At 53.3% G+C, this 2,086-nt stretch carries 2 protein-coding genes; both read right to left on the reverse strand.

Annotated features, from left to right (window positions below; translation table 11 throughout):
- Positions 1–100: 100 nt before the first annotated feature.
- Positions 101–1,420 (reverse strand): SIR2 family protein, encoded by a 1,320-nt coding sequence (locus ACSDR0_RS50230; RefSeq protein ID WP_435296069.1) that lies wholly within the window; start codon positions 1,418–1,420, stop codon positions 101–103.
- 458 nt (positions 1,421–1,878) lie between these two features.
- Positions 1,879–2,086 (reverse strand): hypothetical protein (locus ACSDR0_RS50235; RefSeq protein WP_435296070.1); only part of this gene is annotated, 208 nt, incomplete at its 5' end.

Here is a 2,086-nt window from a genome sequence, read left to right on the forward strand (position 1 = left end):
CCGCCGACGACAAGCCCAAGCTCGACGCTCCCACTACCGAAGACGCGGCCACACCACCCTCTAAACGCCGTTGCAGTACTAAGACCTCTACGCTAAGCATTTAAGGATCAACGTAGGGGATAAGCAAGCTATGACAGTCCCACACGTCCTTCACTCGTTCGATGTTCACCGATGCCCACTCGTTCAGCCTTCCAGCATTCCAGTTGCCCGATAGATAAAAGCGCGTAGCCGCATAGTCGAATATATTCCTTGCTCGCCCTGTATCTCCTCGACGGAGATATTCAAAGGCAAGCAGCTCGGCAAACTCCCCCACACCGGCCAGGCCCCCCCCGTAAAGGGGGGGAAGAATATATTCGCCTGCATGTAGTGACTGGGCACTATCTGAGACAAATTCTCGATAGACCTTTGATCTGCCAATGGCTGTGCCTGGACTGAAGATAGCTTTATCAAGCGGATTGGCGGATCTAGGCCACTTCTTAGCCGCCTCTTGTGCGCGGTCAAGAAAACCAGAGACGGTATTGGGTGAAGGCTCCTCAGTGCGCAGATGGTATGCGATAGCCGAGATCCAGAGCTGCTCTGAATCCCGCTGATTGGATGCAGCAATGAGAGCAGGCAATACTTCCGGATGGACGATTCGATCACGAATATGGCTTATAAGACACCTCATGATCATGCAGTAACGGATCGTGGCTTCAGGTTCCGGCAGAGACGATCCGAGCGTCGCAGAAAGGGAAGCCAGGCACGCATTTGGGTCCAAGGAGGAGGCTAGAACTGTCGAAAGCAACTCCACTACCTTGTGCGGAACCCTTGATTTCAGTTGGAGGTAATTACTCTCAAGTGCCACTTTGGCATCCAAAAGACCTAGAGTTTTCAAGATCTCTTGGAGGTCGCCTTCGTAGACGAATACGTTAGGTCTACAAAGAAGTCTGCGTTTGGCTGGAATCTGCATGTCATCTTCGAGCTTCCGAACGCACCAGAGCTGTGCCTGGTCGCCATGCAGATGATCGTATAGGCTCGGTTCGTAGCCTGAGTATCCAAGAAAAACCATTGGATAATTCAACCAGCGACTAGACGCGACCGGCAGCTGAACCACCTCACGCCTGTAGGAGCAAACCACGTCCCTAGTCTGAAATGACCCGTGTGGATGAAAGATAGCGACCTGCTCGGATGCAGGTGAATCAAAGCTTTTTTTGGGTCGCTGGCCGGGACCTCCAACAAGAACCTCAAAGCCGAGTTCTCTGAAGGCGCGCTCTTGCAAGGTGTCCCAATTCACGGTGAAGAAAACCGGAGCGACGGCAAGTCCGCTGCGGTAGTACTTGGCAACTGCTCGATGGAGTTCGTTTGGGGCTACTTGCTCGTTCAGTTCATTGAAGAATGACAGTAGGGACTTCGAGAGATCAAACCCTACAAGTTCGAACAAGTCCAAGAGGTTCTCAAGAGGCCAGCGGGACTGTAGCATCCAAGTCAGCTGCTGCCGCTGCTCATACGGAAGAGACTCTGGGATAAGTAGAGTCAGGATAGATTCGGTTACGGCTGCGCCAGACGGAAAGCCCGATGGATCCGCTACCGACAGTATCGAGCCGGTCCAAAGCAGAGGTTTCTTTTCTCTAATCCAATTCGCGGCAGCCTTTGCATCTCTTAGCCTAGTCGGACTAGAAGTCCTTTGCACTAGCCTATCTGGCTTCGCCGCAAACACCCATTCAGTGCGATGATCTAGACGGAATTCGTCATCCTTCTCTTCTTGTGCGCGGCCAGCGCCTGGCAATTCCGATCACCTCCCTTCGTTCATCGCTGTTTTATCGATGGACATCAGTGAATTAGGCTCTTTGCGCCGGATCATTCCCGGGACTTACTATTAGCAAACTATAGGGATAGCAATTAAGCCATCTCTGCTGTCAGAGCAGTTGCCACGCCGGATCCCAGGGTGTCGTCGATCTTGTGGAGCCCGGCGGCGAGCCGCTGCTGCAGATGTTCGAGCGGCATCTCAACAGCCTGCCGCGGGCCGTCTAAGAACGTGTTTGAGAGGTGATCGTGAAGCCATCCCGTGAGGGGTAGGGGTGCAGGTATGACACGACGGCCCTTTCTA

It is taken from the genome of Streptosporangium sp. G11, from assembly GCF_051192615.1.
Classification (GTDB): Bacteria; Actinomycetota; Actinomycetes; order Streptosporangiales; family Streptosporangiaceae; genus Streptosporangium.